The organism is Saccharopolyspora sp. NPDC047091, from assembly GCF_040643635.1.
Lineage (GTDB): Bacteria > Actinomycetota > Actinomycetes > Mycobacteriales > Pseudonocardiaceae > Saccharopolyspora_C.
Window position 1 is genome coordinate 41133 of the sequence record NZ_JBEYUS010000036.1, and the last position, 18673, is coordinate 59805.

General features: G+C 72.1%; 13 protein-coding genes, 1 tRNA gene and 1 pseudogene. 8 read left to right on the plus strand and 7 right to left on the minus strand.

Going from position 1 to position 18673, the window contains the following annotated elements:
- The first annotated feature begins 209 nt into the window (after positions 1-209).
- Entirely contained in the window at positions 210-1853 is a 1644-nt protein-coding gene (locus tag ABZ805_RS17195) for a fatty acyl-AMP ligase (protein ID WP_358440804.1), read from the plus strand.
- Between the two features lie 82 nt (positions 1854-1935).
- On the opposite strand, the gene pth is transcribed toward ABZ805_RS17195, so the two are convergent.
- The 3 genes from pth to ABZ805_RS17210 form a co-directional block, all read right to left on the minus strand.
- Positions 1936-2511: an aminoacyl-tRNA hydrolase gene (gene pth, locus ABZ805_RS17200; RefSeq protein ID WP_358440806.1), complete on the minus strand. Its 576-nt coding sequence runs from the start codon at positions 2509-2511 to the stop codon at positions 1936-1938.
- Positions 2512-2673: 162 nt separating this feature from the next.
- A complete protein-coding gene (locus ABZ805_RS17205; RefSeq protein WP_358440809.1) occupies positions 2674-3306 on the minus strand; it encodes a 50S ribosomal protein L25/general stress protein Ctc in 633 nt (210 codons plus the stop codon).
- Positions 3307-3568: 262 nt separating this feature from the next.
- Positions 3569-3946 carry a helix-turn-helix domain-containing protein gene (locus tag ABZ805_RS17210; protein ID WP_358440811.1) on the minus strand — a complete coding sequence of 126 codons (378 nt, stop codon included), beginning with the start codon at positions 3944-3946 and terminating at the stop codon, positions 3569-3571.
- A gap of 80 nt (positions 3947-4026) precedes the next feature.
- Here ABZ805_RS17210 and ABZ805_RS17215 point away from each other — a divergent pair, with 80 nt between their 5' ends.
- The 3 genes from ABZ805_RS17215 (at position 4027) to ABZ805_RS17225 (ending at position 7001) form a co-directional block, all read left to right on the plus strand.
- Positions 4027-4674: an NAD(P)H-binding protein gene (locus ABZ805_RS17215; RefSeq protein WP_358440814.1), complete on the plus strand. Its 648-nt coding sequence runs from the start codon at positions 4027-4029 to the stop codon at positions 4672-4674.
- Between the two features lie 286 nt (positions 4675-4960).
- Positions 4961-6268, plus strand: a complete 1308-nt coding sequence (locus tag ABZ805_RS17220) for an Nramp family divalent metal transporter (protein ID WP_358440816.1) — start codon at positions 4961-4963, stop codon at positions 6266-6268.
- Positions 6269-6389: 121 nt separating this feature from the next.
- Positions 6390-7001: a malonic semialdehyde reductase gene (locus ABZ805_RS17225; RefSeq protein ID WP_258343339.1), complete on the plus strand. Its 612-nt coding sequence runs from the start codon at positions 6390-6392 to the stop codon at positions 6999-7001.
- Between the two features lie 91 nt (positions 7002-7092).
- Here the strand turns inward: ABZ805_RS17225 and ABZ805_RS17230 are convergent, their stop codons facing one another.
- From ABZ805_RS17230 to ABZ805_RS17245, 4 genes are all read right to left on the minus strand, one after another.
- On the minus strand, positions 7093-8064 hold the full coding sequence (locus ABZ805_RS17230) for a ribose-phosphate diphosphokinase (protein WP_358440820.1): 972 nt from the start codon (positions 8062-8064) through the stop codon (positions 7093-7095).
- A gap of 37 nt (positions 8065-8101) precedes the next feature.
- The gene (gene glmU / locus ABZ805_RS17235) at positions 8102-9664 is read right to left on the minus strand and encodes a bifunctional UDP-N-acetylglucosamine diphosphorylase/glucosamine-1-phosphate N-acetyltransferase GlmU (RefSeq protein WP_358440823.1); all 1563 of its coding nucleotides are present in this window, start codon (positions 9662-9664) and stop codon (positions 8102-8104) included.
- 388 nt (positions 9665-10052) lie between these two features.
- Positions 10053-11756 carry a GGDEF domain-containing protein gene (locus ABZ805_RS17240; protein WP_358440825.1) on the minus strand — a complete coding sequence of 568 codons (1704 nt, stop codon included), beginning with the start codon at positions 11754-11756 and terminating at the stop codon, positions 10053-10055.
- Between the two features lie 125 nt (positions 11757-11881).
- Positions 11882-11952: transfer RNA gene (locus ABZ805_RS17245), tRNA-Gln, on the minus strand.
- A gap of 305 nt (positions 11953-12257) precedes the next feature.
- Between ABZ805_RS17245 and ABZ805_RS17250 the strand changes: the two genes are divergently transcribed.
- The 4 genes and pseudogenes from ABZ805_RS17250 to ABZ805_RS17265 all read left to right on the plus strand — a co-directional run.
- A complete protein-coding gene (locus ABZ805_RS17250) occupies positions 12258-13223 on the plus strand; it encodes an acyl-CoA desaturase (protein WP_358440828.1) in 966 nt (321 codons plus the stop codon).
- A 265-nt stretch (positions 13224-13488) separates the two neighbouring features.
- Entirely contained in the window at positions 13489-14085 is a 597-nt protein-coding gene (locus tag ABZ805_RS17255; RefSeq protein ID WP_358440847.1) for a TetR/AcrR family transcriptional regulator, read from the plus strand.
- A gap of 234 nt (positions 14086-14319) precedes the next feature.
- Positions 14320-17940, plus strand: coding sequence for a transcription-repair coupling factor (gene mfd / locus ABZ805_RS17260; protein ID WP_358440831.1), 3621 nt, complete (start codon positions 14320-14322; stop codon positions 17938-17940).
- A gap of 431 nt (positions 17941-18371) precedes the next feature.
- Positions 18372-18673: pseudogene (locus ABZ805_RS17265) on the plus strand (LytR family transcriptional regulator); the annotation flags it as partial.

Below are 18673 nucleotides of genomic sequence, written 5' to 3' on the forward strand. Positions count from 1 at the left end.
GCGAGGAAGCCGCTGAGAACCCGCTGCGGTGCCGGTGGCGTGGGTGGTCGTCGGCTCAGCGGCTTCGCCGCTGACGGGCAACCGATGCGGCCTGAACCGGCGGGCTCGACGGTCGCGGGCGTGGGTGCGGGGTGGTGGGACCTTTCGCCGGGCCGGATTGGGCGGTGCGCCGGTTCCCCACACCTCGGAACGGCCGTAATGTGCGTCACATGAGCCGGTTCGTGGACGGGATCGTGGCCTCGGCGCTCGACGGCGGCGCGGCGGGGCGCGGGCTGGTCACCGGCGAACCGCGAGCACCCCGGCGCCGCACCTGGGCGGAGGTCCACGAGCAGGCGCGGCGCATCGCCGCCGCCCTCACCGCGGACGTCCGGCCCGGAGCCGCGGTCGCCGTGCTCGCCGCCGACCCCGGCCTGATCGCCCCGGCGGTGCAGGGCGGCTGGCTCGCCGGGTGCGGCGTCACGATGCTGCACCAGCCGACGCCGCGCGCCGACCTGGCCCGCTGGGCGCAGGACGCGGTGCGGGTGCTCGGCATGATCGACGCGGAGCTGGTGCTGCTCGGGCCGCCGTTCGAGCCGCTCGCCGACCTGCTCGACTCGCACCGCATCCGGTACCGCGACCTCGCAGGCCTCGCCGAGCACCCCGAAGCGCTGGCCGAACCGGTGCCGACCGCCGAAGACGCGACCGCCCTGCTCCAGCTGACCAGCGGCTCCACCGCTGACCCGAAGGCGGTGCGGATCACGCACGGCAACCTCGCCGCGAACACGGCGGCGATGGTGGAGATCGCGCGCCTGGACCCGGTGCGGGACGTGGCCGTGTCCTGGCTGCCGCTGTTCCACGACATGGGCCTGGTCGGCACGCTGACCGTGCCGATGGCGATCGGGATGGAGGCGGTGCAGGTGACGCCGGCCGACTTCCTCGCCGCGCCGCTGCTGTGGCCGAAGCTGATCGGCAAGTACGGCGGCACCGTGACCGCGGCCCCCAACTTCGCCTACGCCGTCGTGGCGCGCCGGATGCGCCGCGCCGAGGACGGCGAGTTCGACTTGTCCGGGCTGCGGTTCGCGCTCAACGGTGCCGAACCGATCGACGTGGCCGCGGTGCGCGCCTTCACCACCGCCGGGGCCCGGTTCGGGCTCGGCGAGTCGGCGGTGGTGTGCGCCTACGGGATGGCGGAGGCGACGCTGGCGGTGACCTTCGCCGAGCTCGACCGGCCGACGACGGTGGACGTGGTCTCCGCCGAAGCGCTGGAGGTGCGCGGCCGCGCCGAACCGGCCACCGGCGGCGGAACGCGCTCGTTCGCGCTGCTCGGGCCGCCGCTGCCCGGCCTGGAAGTGCAGGTCGTCGACGATGCGGGCGCCGAGCTGGGCGATCGCGCGGTGGGCCGGGTGCGGGTGCGCGGCGCCGCCGTCACGCCCGGTTACCGCACCGCGGACGGACCGGTGCCCGCGCAGGACGCGGACGGCTGGCTGGACACCGGCGACGACGGCTACCTCGTCGACGGCCAGGTCGTCATCTGCGGCAGGCGCAAGGACGTGATCATCATGGGCGGGCGCAACATCTACCCGGTGGACGTGGAGCGCGCCGCCGCCGAGGTCGACGGCGTGCGCGCGGGCAACGCGGCCGCGGTCCGGCTCGACGCGGGCAGCCGCCGGGAGCGGTTCGCGGTCGTCTGCGAATCGGCGTCCACCGGATCGGCGGAAGCGGAGCAGGCGCTGCGCAAGGAGATCACCAGCAGCGTGGTGCGGGCCGTCGGCGTCCGCCCGGCCGCGGTGGTGGTGCTGCCGCCCGGATCCCTGCCGAAGACCCCGTCCGGCAAGCTCAAGCGCGCCGCCACCGCGGCGCTCGTCGACGGCTGAAGCCCGGTCGACGACTGATCGTCCGGCGGATGAGCCCGGTGTTCGGCGACGGATGAGCCCGGTCGATCCGGCCTGAGCCCGGTCAGTGGAAGCGGTTCTGCGCGGCTTCCAGGCCGTCCGCGGCCAGCGCCTCGACGGCGTCCGCGCACAGGTCCACGAAGTAGCCGAGGTCCTTGCGCTCGGCGCCGGAGAAGTCCTTGAGCACGTAGTCCGCCGGATCCATCCGCCCCGGCGGGCGGTCCACGCCGAACCGCACCCGCAGGTAGTCCTTGGTGCCCAGCGACTTCGTGATGGATCGCAGCCCGTTGTGCCCGTTCTCGCCGCCGCCGCGCTTGAGCCGGACGGTGCCGTACGGCAGGTCCAGCTCGTCGTGCACCACGATCAGCGTCTCGGGGGTGGCTTTGAAGAACTTCGACGCGCCCGACACGGGCCCGCCGGAGAGGTTCATGAACGACCGGGGTTTCGCCAGCACCGCGCGGTGGGCGCCCAACCGGCCTTCGACGACGTCCGCGCCGCACTTGTGCGCCTTGAACTTGCCGCCGACGCGGGCGGCGAGCTCGTCGGCGACGAGGAAGCCGACGTTGTGCCGGTTGCCCTCGTAGCGCGGTCCCGGATTGCCGAGTCCCACGATCAGGACGGGCGAGTCAGGAGTGGTCACCAGGCTGCGTCCTCGGATGGGGGTCGCGGCCGATCAGCGGCGACCTCGGGGTGGCCGACCTCGTGCCGAGGCGGCCGCACGGTGGTCGGCCCGTGCGGGCCGGAGCCGCTGCGGCCGGGGCGCGGTTCACCGCACCCCGGCCGCAGGCCCGACGTCGTGGGCTCAGGACTCCGCGGAGGTGGCGTCCTCGGGCTCGTCCTCGACGACGCCCGCACCCTCGGTGTCGATCTCGGACTCCATGTCCGCGGCGGTGGGGGCCTCGCTGATGCTGACGACCAGGCCCTCGGGGGCGGAGGTCAGGGTGACGCCCTTCGGCAGCTGCACGTCGGAGGCGTGGATCTGGGTGCCGTCCTCGGCGCCGTCCACGGAGACCTCGAACTGCTCGGGGATGTGCAGCGCCTCGGCCTCGACCTCGAGCTCGTTGAGGTCCTGGGTGACCAGGGTGCCCGGGGCGGCGTCGCCGACCAGCACGACCGGCACGTTCACGGTGACCTTCTCGCCGCGCTTGACCAGCAGCAGGTCGACGTGCTCGATGTAGTTCTTGATCGGGTGCGCGGTGATCGTCTTGGTCAGCGCGAGCTCGTTGGCCGAACCGGCGACCTCGAGGGTCAGCACCGCGTTCTGGCCGTTGTCGCGGACGGCGCGGGCGAACTCGACCGCGGGCAGCGACAGGTGCTTCGGGTCGGAGCCGTGGCCGTAGAGGACCGCGGGGATCTTGCCGGAGCGGCGGGTGCGACGGGCGGCGCCTTTGCCGAACTCGGTGCGCGGTTCGACGGAAATACGTACCTCGGACACGGTGGTGCACTCCTCGTGACGTCGGGCGGAACGGAACTGGTCGGCGGCCTGCGGCGGCGGGTGTACCACTTGCGTGGTCGGCGCGTACCGGACGGGGCGGCACCTTGTGCGGGCGGCGCCGGCGGTCCTTCGCGTCCACGAGGGCGAACACCGAGCCGCCGCGTCGATCACGCCGGGTGGAAGAACCCGGCCTCGCCGAGGCAACCCGAACAGTTTAGAGCCTGCGTGGGAGCGACGCGCCGCCCGGGTGGGTGCACGGGTGTCAGCGGTCCTCGCGGCCCGCGTCGTAGGCGGCCCGGGCGGCTTCGACGTCGACCACGTGGGCCTCCGCCCAGTCGGTGATGGCCTGGATCGGGGCGCGCAGCGACCGGCCGAGCTCGGTCAGCTCGTAGTCCACCCGCGGTGGAACTTCCGCGTGCACGGTGCGGCTGAGCAGGCCGTCGCGCTCCATCGCGCGCAAGGTCTGGGTGAGCACCTTCGGCGCCACACCGCCCACGGCCGAGCGCAGCCGGGTGAACCGCATCGGACCGTCCAGCAGGGTCAGCACGACCAGCGACGTCCAGCGATCCCCGATGCGGTCGAGCACCACGCGGGTGGGGCAGGCGGGGTTGCGCACGTCCGGGACCAGGTTGGTAACCATCAGGTACTTATAGCACTTTGAAGTCACTGGTTACCAATGGTTACCGTCGGATCGAGTCGACATACTGGAGGAGATCTCCCATGCGGATCGTTCTGTTCGGCGCCACCGGGTACGCGGGCGGCCGGATCGCGAAGGAAGCGCTGTCCCGCGGCCACGAGGTGGTCGGCGTGGCCCGCGACGTCAGCGGACTGCCCGAAGCCGACGGCCTCAGCGGGCGCCAGGGCACCATGCACGACCCGGAGTTCGTGCTCGACGTGACCAAGGGCGCCGACGCGGTGCTCATCGCCACCCCGGGCCGCCCGGCGTCCGACGGCAAGAAGCTGCTCGACGCGGTGCCGACGCTGCTCGACGCCGCGCGGACCAACGGCTTCCGGCTCGGCGTCGTCGGCGGGGCGGGCAGCCTGCGCGTCGCCGAAGGCGGCCCCCGCGTCATCGACACCCCGGAGTTCCCGGAGGAGTTCAAGGTCGAGGCGGGCTCGCACTCCGAGGTGCTGGACGCGCTGCGCGAAGCCCCCGCCGACGTCGACTGGTTCTACGTGAGCCCGCCCGCCGTGTTCGGCTCCTACGCACCGGGGGAGCGGACCGGGCACTACCGGGTCGGCGGCGACCTGCTGCTGTCCGACGAAGCGGGGAGCTCGACGATCGGCGGGGACGACTTCGCCCTGGCCTTCGTCGACGAGCTCGACCGACCAGCGCACCACCGCACCCGCTTCACCGTCGCTTACTGATTTTCGGATCTCGTCTTGCGGGAGGGGCGGGTGGCGGAACCTCAGCGCCCTCCTCGCTGCGGGATCGTTTTCTCAGGTGGCTCCGCCACATGAGAAAACGCTGTCCTCGCGAGGAGGCCGCTGAGAACCCGCTGCGGTGCGAGTTGCTCGGGTGGTCGTCGGCTCAGCGGCTTCGCCGCTGACGGAAGTGCTGCTGACGGGAGAACTGCGGTGCCGACGGGCTCTGGCGTCACGGTTTGGTCGCTTGTGGATGACCGGTACCACGTGCGGCGATAGTTTGACGCGCATGTCCGCAGACACGAGCTCCGATCCGGGCGCCGAGCACGGCAGCGCGCCGCAACTCCCGGCCACGGGCTGGGCGCGGTTCAAGCAGATCGGGCCCGGCATCATGGCCGCCGCCACCGGGGTCGGCGCGGGCGACCTGGTCGCGACGATGGTCGCCGGTGCCCGCTACGGGTACACGCTGTTCTGGGCGGTGCTGGTGGGCACGCTGTTCAAGCTGGCTCTCGGCGAGGCGGTGGGGCGCTGGCACCTCGGCGGCGAGCGCACCATGCTCTCCGGTTGGCGCTCCCTCGGCCGGTGGGCCACCTCCTACTTCGGCGTCTACATCGTCATCTGGGGCTTCGTGTACGGCGCCACCGCGATGTCCGCCTCGGCGCTGCCGCTGAACGCGCTGTTCCCGGTGCTGCCGGTCGGCGGCTGGGCGGCGCTGTGCGGGCTGCTCGGGCTGGCGCTGGTGTGGTTCGGGCGCTACGCGGTGCTGGAGAAGATCATGACGGTGCTGGTCGGGGTCATGTTCGTGACCGTCGTCGGCACCGCGTTCCTCGTCGGGCCGAACCTGCTGGAGCTCGGCGAAGGCCTGGTGCCGCGGCTGCCCGCGGGCTCGGTCGCCTACGTGCTCGGCCTGATGGGCGGTGTCGGCGGCACCATCACGATGGCCGCCTACGGCTACTGGACGTTCGCGAAGGGCTGGCGGACGCCGAAGTGGCTGCCGATCATGCGGATGGACAACGCCGTCGGCTACCTCACCACCGGCATCTTCGTGGTGGCGATGCTGGTGGTGGGCGCGGAGATCCTGCTCGGCCAGGACCTGACCGAGAGCGACAAGGGACTGCTCAACCTCGGCGACGTGCTCGCCGCCGACTACGGGGAATGGGCGCGGATCCCGTTCCTGGTCGGCTTCTTCGCGGTCGCGTTCAGCTCGGTGATCGGCGTGTGGAACGGGGTGAGCCTGCTGTTCGCCGACTGGTGGCGGACCTGGCGGCTGCCGAAGGAAGCGCCGGTCGAGACCGCCGCCGCCTACGACCACAAGGCCGGCATGCACAGCACGCCCTACCGGATCTACCTGCTGTGGCTGACGTTCCCGCCGATGCTGCTGCTGCTGTTCAGCAAGCCGTTCCAGCTCACGCTGGTGTACGGGGTGCTGGGGGCGCTGTTCATGCCGTTCCTGGCGGGCACGCTGCTGGTGCTGCTGAACTCGCGGTCGATGATGCCCGCCGAGCACCGCTCCCGGTGGCTGTCGAACACGCTGCTGGGGCTGTGCCTGCTCCTCTTCGTAGGAGTCGCGATCAACGAACTGGTCGGCCTGTTCTGACGACCGGGGGGAGTCCGGTTCGCCCGATCAGCGGGTGCGGTGGGCGTGACGCGCGCCGCACCGCGGAATGGTGGAAGCTTCAAGCACGTTGCTCCGAGAAACCGCGAGCAAGGAAGTGATCATGACCTCGACCGATTCCACGACCGGCCTGCAGCTGTCCGAAGAAGCCCAGGACCTGCTGTTCCGCAACGCCCGCACGGCCAATACGTTCAGCTCCGACGAGGTCACCGACGAGCAGCTGCGCGCGATCCACGACCTGGTCAAGTGGGGTCCGACCTCGATGAACCAGCAGCCGCTGCGCATCGTCCTGATCCGCTCCGACGAAGGCAAGCAGCGCCTGCTGCCGCACCTGGGCGGCGGCAACCGGGCCAAGACCGAGAGCGCGCCGGTCGTCGCGGTGCTCGCGGCCGACACCGACTTCCACGAGAACCTGCCGCGGATGTTCCCGCACGCCCCCAACGCCAAGGACATGTGGGCGGACGACGACTTCCGCACCGAGCACGCCAGGCTCAACGCGAGCCTGCAGGTCGCCTACTTCATCCTCGGCGTCCGCGCCGCGGGCCTGGCCGCCGGTCCGATGACCGGCTTCGACCCGGCGGGCATCAACGCCGAGTTCTTCCCGGACGGCAAGCAGCAGGTGCTCGTCGTGGTCAACATCGGCAAGCCCGGCGAGGACCCCTGGTTCGACCGCCTGCCGCGCCACGACTACGACGAGGTCGTCACGACGATCTGAGGTCGGGACCGGCCCGCGCGGCCGAGCACCGAGAACGCGGAACGGCCCGGCCCCGAGGGGGGACCGGGCCGTTCCGCGTTTCGGGCTCCGCTCAGGCGTGGCCGTCGAACAGGCTGGTGACCGAGCCGTCCTCGAACACCTGGTGGATCGCCTCGGCGACCAGCGGTGCGATCGAGAGCACCCGCAGCGTGTCGAAGTGGTGGTCCTCCGGGATCGGCAGCGTGTTCGTCAGCACGACCTCTTTCGCCCCGCAGGACGACAGCCGCTCCACGGCCGGGCCGGAGAGCACGCCGTGGGTCGCCGCGATGATGACGTCCTTCGCGCCGGACTCCAGCAGCTGCTCGGTGGCCTTGGTGATCGTGCCACCGGTGTCGATCATGTCGTCGACCAGCACGCACAGCCGGCCTTCGACGTCACCGACGACGCGGTTCGCGACGACCTGGTTCGGCTTCGTGGGGTCCCTGGTCTTGTGGATGAACGCCAGCGGAGTCCCGCCGAGGTTGTCCGCCCACTTCTCCGCGACCCGCACCCGGCCGGAGTCCGGCGAGACCACGGTGATCTTCTCGTCGACGTAGGTCTGCCGGATGTAGTCCGACAGCACCGTCTGCGCCAGCAGGTGGTCCACCGGCCCGTCGAAGAAGCCCTGGATCTGGTCGGTGTGCAGGTCCACCGTCATGATCCGGTCGGCGCCCGCGGTCTTGAACAGGTCCGCCATCAGGCGGGCCGAGATCGGCTCGCGGCCCTTGTGCTTCTTGTCCTGCCGCGCGTAGCCGTAGAACGGCATGACCACGGTGATGCGCTTGGCGCTGGCGCGCTTCAGCGCGTCCACCATGATCAGCTGTTCCATGATGGCGTCGTTGAGCGGTGTGCAGTGCGACTGGATCACGAAGGCGTCGCAGCCGCGGACCGACTCGTCGTAGCGGACGAAGATCTCGCCGTTGGCGAACTTGTAGGCCGACTGGGGCGTGACCGTCACGTCGAGTTGCTTGGCCACCTCCTCGGCAAGTTCCGGATGGCTGCTCCCGGAGAAGAGCTTGAGGCTCTTCTTCGGGGTCGCAGACATGGCACTCACGGTCATCGTCCCTCCCCGTTGACGCCCATCATCGGGTGTCACTCGTCGGATTGGTGGTCAGGTCGTCAGATCCCGACCGCTGCTGAGCCTGTCGGGAGGCTCGATCGGCGGCGGTGTCCGGGCGGCGGCGAGCCACCCAGCCTTCGATGTTGCGCTGCCTCCCGCGGGCGACCGCCATGGCGCCCGGGGGGACATCTTGGGTGATGACCGAGCCGGCGGCCGTGTAGGCGCCGTCCCCCACCTCGACCGGGGCGACGAACATGTTGTCCGCACCCGTCCGCGCGTGGGAACCGATCACGGTGCGGTGCTTGGCGACGCCGTCGTAGTTCACGAAGACGCTCGCCGCACCGATGTTGCTGCCCTCGCCGATCTCGGCGTCGCCGACGTAGGTGAGGTGCGGGATCTTGCTGCCGGTGCCGATCTCGGCGTTCTTGACCTCGACGAAGGTGCCGATCTTGCCCTTCTCGCCGAGCCGCGCGCCGGGGCGCAGGTAGGCGAACGGCCCGACCGAGGCGCCGGGTCCGACCTCGGCGCCTTCGCCGTGGGTGCGCACCACCGAGGCGCCCGCGTGCACGGTGCAGCCGGTCAGCGTGGTGTCCGGGCCGATCAGCGCGCCCTCGCCGACGGTGGTGCCCGCGCGCAGCTGCACGCCCGGCTCCACGGTCACGTCGCGGTCCAGCCGCACGTCGCAGTCCAGCCACACCGAGGCCGGATCGGTGACGGTGACGCCCTCGCGCATCCAGCCGAGCACCAGCCTGCGGTTGAGCTCGGCGCCGAGCCGGGCCAGCTGCACCCGGTCGTTGACGCCCTCCACCAGCCAGGTGTCGGCGCACACCAGCGCACCCACCGGGTGACCGTCGGTGCGGGCGATGGACAGCACGTCGGTCAGGTACAGCTCGCCCTGCGCGTTGTCGGTGGACAGCCGGTCCAGCGCGTCGGAGAGCACCGCCGCGTCGAACGCGTACACCCCGGAGTTGATCTCCCCGATGGCGGCCTGCTCGGCGGTGGCGTCCTTCTGCTCGACGATGCCGGTGACGTTCCCGGCGGCGTCGCGGACCAGCCTGCCGTAGCCGGTGGGGTCGTCGACCACCGCGGACAGCACGGTGACGGCGTTGCCGCGTTCGTGGTGCTCGGCGAGCAGCGCGTCGAGCGTCGCGGTGTCCAGCAGCGGGACGTCGCCGTAGCTGACCAGCACGGTGCCGTGCCGCTGGTCGGCCAGCGCCTGCATGCCGCAGGCGACCGCGTGCCCGGTGCCGAGCTGCCGGTCCTGGACGACGGTGTGCACCTTGCGGCCGAGGTCGTCGGCGACCTGCCCGAGGTGCTCGCCGACGGCGTCCCGACCGTGGCCGATCACGACCACCAGGTCGTCCGGGCCGGTCCCGGCCGCCGCCCGCACCGCGTGCTCGACCAGCGGCCGACCGGCGATCGGGTGCAGCACCTTCGGCGTCGCGGAGCGCATCCGGGTCCCCTCGCCCGCGGCGAGCACGATGGTGCTGACCGCGGAGCCCGCGGTGCCGAGTGCGGAGGGGGAACTGGAGGAAGCCGCGCCGGACGTGCTGGGGGCGGGCCGGGCGTTCTCGCCCTGAGGCATCAACGCACTCCCTTGGGTCTCAAGCGGGTTCGACGCCGACACGCCGGAGTCGCCCTGGTCGGTGTGGTCACGGTGAGCAGTCTCGCCGCGAACCGGCTGCTGGTGGCGTCCAAGCGGGTGAAGGGTAACCGGGGCGTGCCGTGCCCGCGCCGGTGGCCCTTCCCGCTTGTCCGGCGGAAGCCGATGCTACCTGCCCGGTCCACCCCGACCAGGACGTCACGGCCGTCCCGAACTGCTGCTTTGTGATCAATCGGGCGGGCCGGTGGCGGGTTGTCGCCAGCGCCGCGGCGCACCGCGGGCGGCCGGGTGCCGACCGCCCGGCCCGGCGACGGGCTGTTCACGGAGAGTGCGCGCGCAAGCAGCTGCGGCGCCGGTCCGGGTGAACCGGTCAGCGGGGCTGCGGCGGGATCCAGGTCTCCTCGTCGTCCCCGCCGGAGGACTCCACGGCGAACGTGGCCACCTGGTTCCCGCCGTTCCGCTTGGCCTGGTACATCGCCGCGTCCGCCCGGGTCTGCACCTGCGCCCCGGACTCCTGCGGGCGCCGCGCGACCACGCCGATCGACAGCGTCACCCCGCGGGACAGCGCCTTCGGCAGCCGCGCGATCGCCTGCACGGTCCGCTGCAGCGCCGACTCGGCCGCGCCCAGCGTCACGCCCGGCAGCAGCACCACGAACTCGTCGCCGCCGTAGCGGGCCACGAAGTCGTCCACCCGCAGGGTGTCCCGCAGCGTGCTCGCCACGACCCGCAGCACGTCGTCGCCCTCGGCGTGCGAGCAGCGGTCGTTGACCTCCTTGAAGCCGTCCAGGTCGACCAGCGCCACCGACAGCGGCTGCGCCTCCGCCGAGTCCAGCAGCGCGTCGAGCCGCTCGTCCAGCGCGCGCCGGTTGGACAGCCCGGTCAGCGGGTCCTGCAGGGCCTGCTGGGTGATCGCGTCGTGGCGCAGGTTCAGCCGGGAGTTCTCCAGCCGGGTGCTCAGCGTCAGGTAGCGGCCCTCCCGCATCGCCCACAGCTCGTTCTCCAGGTCCAGCACGTAGTCGTGCACCGCGTCGCTGGTCGGCCGGTCCTGGTCGAGTTCGGTGAGCTGCGCGTACTCGCGGGCCAGCGAGATCCGCAGCGTCGGGTCGGCGGCGTCGCTGGTGACCTTGGAGCGGGTGTCGGAGAGCATCCGCACCGCGTCCGAGCGCCGCCCGGCTCCGGTCAGGCAGCGGGACAGCGCGATCGCCACGATGATCTTCTCGCGCGGGTGGATGGCCCGGTCCAGCGAGCGCAGCCGCTGCAGCCGTTCGATGTGTTCCGCGCCGGGCTGGGCGAGCGCGTGCGCGGCGCCGAGCACCGGGATCTGGTCCGCTGCGGAGCGGTCCGCGAGCCGGGGGAACAGCGATTCCCGCCACGGCACCTCGACGCCCAGCGCGAGCCCGGAGGCGGTGGCGAACCGCTCGCCCGCCGCGTCCTGCTGGCCGATGCGCTCCAGGCGCAGTCCCCAGCCGAGGAACATGCGGCAGCGGTTCATCATGTGCAGCGCGATCTCGTGCGGGCCGCCGCTCTCCCGGATGCGGTGCAGCGCGCGGGCCATCACCTCGTCGGCGGTCTCGTACACGCCGAGCTGGGTGAGCACCGAGCCCAGGTCGATCAGCGCGGTCGCCAGCAGCCGGTCCCAGGAGCGCCTGCCCAGCGCGGTGTCCGGGACGGGTTCGTCCTCCAGCATGGCGAGCCCGCTGGCGACCTCGGTGATCGCGTTGTCCTCGCTGCCGGTGAGCAGCGCCCGCCTGCCGCGCAGCGCGTAGGCGTCCGCTTCCAGCACGGTCAGGCCGTGCCTGCGGCTGTGCGTGAGCAGTTCGTCCAGCAGCGGTTCGGCGCCGTGCGCGAGCCCGGAGGAGGACAGCCGCATCGCGGCGCAGTGCCGCAGCAGCTGGGCGACGATGCGGGGTTCGCCGCGCCGCTGCGCCTCGGCGAGCAGGCCGTCGGCTTCGCGGATGGTGCCGCGCTGGCCCAGTGCGTCGCTGTTCTGGCCGACGGCGTTGAGTTCGCGAGCGCGACCGACCAACCACGCGTCGCTGACCTCGCTCAGCGCGGTTGCCGCATCGTCGCGCACGTCCGTCGTGTCCTCGCGCAGCGGCGCACACCCCCTGCTGGCATCCAAGCCCGGCCGGGGCCGGGGAGGTCGACGATCGACCACGGTTCCCGTCGGGACATCGCACGGCGTCGCGGGGACCGCTGCTCCGCCGCCAGGACTCGAACCTGGACCATCAGAACCAAAATCTGAGGTGCTGCCTTTACACCACGGCGGATCGGGCGATGTGGTCCGGCGCTCGAGCCTACCGCCACGCCGACCGACCGCGGTCGCCCAGTCGACATCGTGGCATGCCCGTCCAGGGTGATCGTTCTCACGGGTGCACGAACGATCAGGTCCGGCGGCCGGGACACGCCCGGGCGGTCACGACACGCCGTATTTCCGTCGCCGGGGGGTGACGATTGTGCATCCACCAACTTACGCTGGCGTAGGTTACGGTCCCGTAGGATCTGCGGGGTCGAGCCGGCGTTCCGGCGCTGACGACCGTTCTTTCCACCACCTGACCCAGTTGAGGTAGTGAGTATGACCGCAGCAACCGACGTTGCTCCCGAGGCTTCCGGGGCCGAATCCGGGCCCAAACCGCTCACCGCGGGAACCCGCCCCAGACTCGCCCAGTTCTTCGTCTACGCGTTCGTCCTGATCCCGTGCGTCGCGCTCGTCGCCGCGATCCCGTTCGCCTGGGGCTGGGGCCTCGGCTGGGTCGACGTCGGCCTCGCGGTCTTCTTCTACGTGTTCAGCGGGCTCGGCGTCACCGTCGGGTTCCACCGGCTGTTCACGCACGGCTCGTTCAAGTCCAACTGGCCGGTGCGCGCCACCCTCGCGATCGCGGGCATGACCTCGCTGCAGGGCCCGGTGATCACCTGGGTCGCCGACCACCGGCGGCACCACGCCTACTCGGACCGCGACGGCGACCCGCACTCGCCGTGGCGCTTCGGCAGCACCCCGGGCGCGCTGGCCAAGGGCTTCTGGCACGCGCACATGGGCTGGCTGTTCGACCGGAACATGACCAACGAGGAGCGCTTCGCGCCCGACCTCCACAAGGAGGAGCGGCTGGTCAAGCTGAACAACCTGTTCGTGCTGTGGACCGCGCTGAGCCTGGTGCTGCCCGCGGTGCTCGGCGGCCTGCTCACCTGGTCCTGGTGGGGCGCGCTGACCGGCTTCTTCTGGGCCGGGCTGGTGCGGGTCTCGCTGCTGCACCACATCACGTGGTCGGTGAACTCGATCTGCCACATGATCGGCGAGCGCCCGTTCAAGAGCCGCGACAAGGCGGCGAACTTCTGGCCGCTGGCGATCGTGTCGTTCGGCGAGTCCTGGCACAACTCGCACCACGCCGACCCGACCTGCGCCCGGCACGGGGTGCTGCGCGGGCAGCTGGACATCTCGGCGCGGGTGATCTGGTTCTTCGAGAAGGTCGGCTGGGCCTGGAAGGTCCGCTGGCCGAACGAGAAGCGGCTGGCCCGGATCGCGGTCACCGACTACAAGGGCTGACCGACCCCTCCGGCGGTCGCGGTGGTGGAACCTCGCCGGGCCCGATCCTCCCCACGGGATCGGTGCCCCAGCGGGGGTGCCGCCGGACCGGCCTCCCCGACGCGCGGCAGCCTTCCCCGCAGGGGAACGCCGCGCGCTGCCGGGGAGGTGCGCACCTCGGAGGATCTCGACGGATAGGGTGACCTGCGTGGCAGCAGGACGGCGCAAGCGGAACTCGCCGGATTCGGAGACCAGGCGGCGTTCGGCCCGCACCACCCGAGTCCGGATGACCGGTGAGGAACGACGTCAGCAGCTGCTCGACGTGGCCCGCGCCCTGTTCGCGGAGAAGGGCTTCGAAGCCGCCTCCATCGAGGAGATCGCGCACCGGGCCGGCGTGTCCAAACCGGTCGTCTACGAGCACTTCGGCGGCAAGGAGGGCATCTACGCGGTGGTCGTGGACCGCGAGATGCGCGCGCTGCTGGACCAGATCGTCTCCGCCCTCTCGGCCGGGCACCCCCGCGCGCTGCTGGAGCAGGCGGCGGGCGCGCTGCTCGAGTACATCGACACCTGCACGGACGGGTTCCGCATCCTCGTCCGCGATTCGCCGGTGGCCTCCACCACCGGCACGTTCTCCTCGCTGCTCAACGACATCGCGAGCCAGGTCGAGCACATCCTCGGCCTGCAGTTCAGCGCGAAGGGCTACGACGCGAAGCTCGCCCCGCTCTACAGCCAGGCGCTGGTGGGCATGGTGGCGCTCGTCGGCCAGTGGTGGCTCGAGGCGCGCAAGCCGAAGAAGGACGACGTGGCCGCGCACCTGGTGAACATCGCCTGGAACGGCCTCTCCAACCTGGAGCACAAGCCCAAGCTCGGCACCTGGCGCTGACCCGGGGCGGCGCGTTCCGCCGCGGGCCGGTCGAACGACCGGGACGAGGGCGGCCGGACGTCGTCGGTGCGGAGTCGTAGGCTGGACGGCGACTCCCGCCACCCGGCACCGGTCCGCTGGGAGAGCCGGTTCCGGCTCAGCCGTCGCGACGCCGACGCCCGCGCACCGGACTCGGACGCAGTCGTCCCGGGGACGGGTCTGCGCGCATGTCCGTTCTCGGTGCGAGGGATTCCGATGACCCAGGCTGGTCCTGCCACTCCGATCGACGCGGCCCCGGCCGCGCTGCACGGGCTGCTCGACGCGCTGCTGCGGGAGGCGAGCTTCCGCGACGTGGTGTCCGCGGCGGGCCGCCCGCGCCTGGTGCTGGAAGGCCCGGTCGCCGCCCGCCCGCTGGCCGCGGCGGCGCTGGCCGCCGAAGCAGGCGCGGCCGCCCCGGTGCTGCTGGTGACCGCGACCGGCCGGGAGGCCGAGGAGACCGCGTCGGCGCTGGAGGACCTGCTGGGCGCGGACGGCATCGCGGTGCTCCCGTCCTGGGAGACGCTGCCGCACGAGCGGTTGTCCCCGCGCGCCGACACCGTGGGGCGCAGGCTCGCGGTGCTGCGCAGGCTCGCGCACCCCGAGGAGCACGCCGAAGGCCCGGTTCGGGTGCTGGTGACCACGGTCCGCAGCCTCATCCAGCCGATCGCGCCCGGCCTCGGCGAACTCGCGCCGGTGCGGCTGCGGCTCGGCGACGAGCACGACTTCGAAGACCTGGTGGAACGCCTCGCCGGACTCGCCTACTCCCGCGTGGACATGGTGGAGAAGCGCGGCGAGTTCGCGGTGCGCGGCGGCATCGTGGACGTGTTCCCGCCGACCGTGGAGCACCCGCTGCGGGTGGAGTTCTGGGGCGACGAGGTCACCGAGGTCCGCCCGTTCTCCGTCGCCGACCAGCGCTCGCTGCCGGACGCCACCGACACCGCGCTGTACGCCCCGGCCTGCCGCGAACTGCTCATCACCCCGGAGGTGGCGGAACGCGCCGGCGAACTGGCCCGGCAGCACGAGGCGGACGCGCACCTGTCCGAGATGCTCGGCAAGATCGCGGGCGGCGCCGCCGTCGAAGGCATGGAGGCGCTGATCCCGGCGCTGTGCGACGGCGAGATGCGGCTGCTCACCGAACTCGTGCCGGCGGGCACGCACGTGCTGCTGGCCGATCCGGAGAAGGTGCGGGCGCGGGCCGCGGACCTGGTGCGCACCGGGCAGGAGTTCCTGGAGGCGTCCTGGATGGTCGCCGCCGACGGCGGCAAGGCCCCCATCGACCTGGGTGCTTCGGCGTACCGCGGGCTCGCGGAGGTCGAGGAGCGGACGAGGGAGATCGGGCTGCCGTGGTGGACGCTCACCCAGCTCAGCAGCGACAGCGCGGACCGCGGCGTGGTGCACCTGGGCCTCAAGCAGGTCGAGGCGTACCGGGGTGAGGTGGAGCGCGCCTTCACCGACCTGCGCGCGCACACCGCTTCCGGCGGCGCCGCGGTGCTGGTGGTGCCCGGCCAGGGGACGGCGCAGCGCGCGGTGCAGCAGTTCCGGGACAGCGACCTGCCGGTGCGGCACGCCGCCGACGGCCTGACCGCGGCCCCCGAGACCGGCGTGATCACCGTGGTGCGCGGCGGCCTGGAGGACGGCTTCGCCGCGGCGGGCGTGGGGCTGGTGGTGCTCACCGAGACCGACCTGACCGGCGGCCGCGGCGGCACCTCCACGAAGGACATGCGCCGGATGCCGTCGCGGCGGCGCAACGCGGTCGACCCGCTGGCGCTGAAGGCCGGGGACTTCGTCGTCCACGAGCAGCACGGCATCGGCAAGTACGTGGAGATGGTGCAGCGCACCGTCGGCGGCGCCACCCGCGAGTACCTGGTGCTGGAGTACGCCTCCAGCAAACGCGGCCAGCCCGGCGACCGGCTGTTCGTGCCCACCGACCAGCTCGACGAGGTGTCCCGCTACGTCGGCGGCGAACTGCCCGCGCTGAACAAGCTCGGCGGCTCCGACTGGAAGAACACCAAGGCCAAGGCGCGCAAGGCGGTCAAGGAGATCGCCGCCGAACTCGTGCAGCTCTACGCGGCCCGCCAGTCCGCGCCCGGCCACGCGTTCGGCGCGGACACCCCGTGGCAGCGGGAGCTGGAGGACGCGTTCCCCTACACCGAGACCGGGGACCAGCTGGCCGCGATCGACGAGGCCAAGGCCGACATGCAGCGCGCCGTCCCGATGGACCGGGTGATCTGCGGCGACGTCGGCTACGGCAAGACGGAGATCGCGGTGCGCGCCGCGTTCAAGGCCGTGCAGGACGGCAAGCAGGTGGCGGTGCTGGTGCCGACCACGCTGCTCGCCCAGCAGCACCTGAACACCTTCACCGACCGGATGCGCTCCTTCCCGGTGACCATCAAGGGCCTGTCCCGGTTCACCACGCCGCAGGAGTCCGAGCAGACCTTGCAGGGCCTGGCGGACGGCTCGGTGGACATCGTGATCGGCACGCACCGGCTGCTGCAGACGGGCGTGCGCTACAAGGACCTCGGGCTGGTCATCGTCGACGAGGAGCAGCGCTTCGGCGTCGAGCACAAGGAGCACATCAAGGCGCTGCGCACCCACGTGGACGTGCTGACGATGTCGGCGACGCCCATCCCGCGGACGCTGGAGATGAGCATGGCGGGCATCCGCGAGATGTCCACGATCCTCACCCCGCCCGAAGAGCGGCACCCGGTGCTGACCTACGTCGGCGCCTACGACCAGAAGCAGGTCGGCGCCGCGATCCGCCGCGAGCTGCTGCGCGACGGCCAGGTGTTCTTCGTGCACAACCGGGTCTCGACGATCGAGAAGGCCGCGCGGTCGCTGCGCGAGCTGGTGCCGGAGGCGCGGATCGTCACCGCGCACGGCCAGATGAACGAGGAACGCCTGGAGAAGATCATCCAGGGGTTCTGGGAGCGCGAGCACGACGTGCTGGTGTGCACCACGATCGTCGAGACCGGGCTGGACATCTCCAACGCGAACACGCTGATCGTGGAGCGCTCCGACATGCTCGGCCTGTCCCAGCTGCACCAGCTGCGCGGCCGGGTGGGACGCGCCCGCGAGCGCGGCTACGCGTACTTCCTGTACCCGGGCGAGAAACCGCTCACCGACACCGCGCACGACCGGCTCGCGACGATCGCGCAGAACTCGGAGCTGGGCGCGGGCATGGCGGTGGCCATGAAGGACCTGGAGATCCGCGGCGCGGGCAACATCCTCGGCGCCGAGCAGTCCGGGCACATCGCGGGCGTCGGCTTCGACCTGTACGTGCGGCTCGTCGGCGAGGCCGTCGAGGCGTTCAAGCAGCACGCGGGTGCGGGCACCGCGGACCTGGAGCAGGAGCTCGCCGAAGTGCGGGTGGACCTGCCTGTCGACGCGCACATCCCGCACGACTACGTGCCGGGGGAGCGGCTGCGCCTGGAGGCCTACCGGAAGATCGCGGCCGCCGGCGATCAGGCCGCGCTGGACGCGGTGCGCGCCGAGCTGGAGGACCGCTACGGGCCGCTGCCGGAACCGGTGCAGCGGCTGCTGAAGGTCGCCGCGTTCCGCCAGGTCTGCCGCGAGCACGGCGTCACCGAGGTGACCCTGCAGGGATCCTCGCTGCGGGTGGCGCCGCTGGAGCTGGCCGACTCGCAGCAGATGCGGCTCAAGCGGCTCTACCCGAAGGCGGTGTACAAGGCGACGGTCCGCACCGTGTCCGTGCCGCGGCCGACCGAAGGCGCCGCGGGCGGGCGCATGGGTGCGCCGCCGCTGCGGGACGAGGCACTGCTGGAGTGGTGCGCGACCCTGCTGGCCGCGCTCGCCGGTCGTCCCGCTCCGGTGGGCTGACCGGCCTGAACCTCCTGCTGCGCGGCGCTTTCCCACTCGGCCGGGCGGGTGCGATCCCGGCGGTTCTGCTGGCGGCGGTGCGCGGGCCGGTGCATGATCGGCACGCGTTTCGGGAGCGCTCGGACCACACCCGCTCCCGCCGGTCGTCCGGGGCCGATCGGCGGTCGTGCGGTGCCGGGAGGCAACCCGCTCGGCCGTGACGCGTCTGAACTCGTAGCTGGCCGCGCCGATCGGCGCGCCGCCAGGTGCTGCAGGGGCGGGGAGAGGACGAGGGCGTGGATCATGTGCGAGGACCGCAGCGACCGAGGAATCCCCGTCCGGGCGGGCCATCCCGTCCCGGTGAGGCGACGACGGTGCGCCACCCGGTCGTCCCCCGCGAACCGGCCCGTTCCCGCCGGCCGCGCCGGGCGCGGAGGTTCTTCGGGCGCACGGTGGCCGCGCTGTTGTCGGTGGTGGTGCTGGGCGGCAGCGCCTACGCGTGGGGCGCCTTCAACGGGTTCACCGGCGGGCTCTCCGGCAGCGATGTGATCGGCAGCGGCTTCAACTCGCCGGACGGCGCCACCGACGTGCTGCTGGTCGGCAACGACAGCCGCACCGACGCCGAGGGCAACCCGCTGCCGGAGGACGTGCTCAAGGAGCTGCGCACCACCGACGACGAGGGCGGCGACCTCACCGACACCATGATCCTGGTGCGCATCCCCAACGGCGGACAACGCGCCAGCGCGGTCTCCTT